Here is a 748-nt window from a genome sequence, read left to right as displayed (position 1 = left end):
TGGACAGCGAACTGATCCCAGTCGACGCCGAGGTCGACAGCGATGTCAGCGCGGTGTTGGTTGTGCTCAGGCCTGTGGAGAGCGAGTTCACTCCACTTTGCGCCGTGCTGATCCCAGTCGATGCCGAGGTCGACAGCGACGTCACCGTGCTGTTGGTCGTGCTCAAGCCCGTCGACAACGATGTGACATTGCTGTTCGTCGCGCTCAAGCCAGTGGACAGCGAGTTCACCCCACTTTGCGCCGTGCTGATGCCCGTCGACGCTGACGTCGACAGCGAAGACAGCTGGCTGCCGTTGATCGCATCCGTACTCGTCGCGTTCACCGCACCCGCTGCCACGTTCGTCAGTGTCACCGGCGCGCTGGCGCCAACACCGCCCAGCGTCACCTTGGCGTGCGTGCTGTCGTCGTACTGCACGGCATTCCCGAGTCCGGCCGAGACCGCCGTCGACAACGATGTGACATTGCTGTTCGTCGCGCTCAAGCCAGTGGACAGCGAGTTCACCCCACTTTGCGCCGTGCTGATCCCCGTCGACGCTGACGTCGACAGCGAAGACAGCTGGCTGCCGTTGATCGCATCCGTACTCGTCGCGTTCACCGCACCCGCTGCCACGTTCGTCAGTGTCACCGGCGCGCTCGCGCCAACACCACCCAGCGTCACCTTGGTGTGCGTGCTGTCGTCGTACTGCACAGCGTTGGCAACGCTCGTGGACAGCGAACTGATCCCAGTCGACGCCGAGGTCGACAGCGA

At 63.8% G+C, this 748-nt stretch carries 1 pseudogene; it reads right to left on the bottom strand.

Annotated elements, in window-relative coordinates:
• A pseudogene (locus JHD73_RS29790) lies at positions 1-595 on the bottom strand (hemagglutinin); the annotation flags it as partial.
• Between the last annotated feature and the right edge of the window lie 153 nt (positions 596-748).

Origin of the sequence: Ralstonia sp. ASV6, from assembly GCF_016429285.1 — a bacterium.
GTDB lineage: Bacteria > Pseudomonadota > Gammaproteobacteria > Burkholderiales > Burkholderiaceae > Ralstonia > Ralstonia flaminis.
The sequence above is the reverse complement of the archived record's forward strand: the minus strand, read 5'-3'. Positions and strand labels throughout refer to the sequence as shown.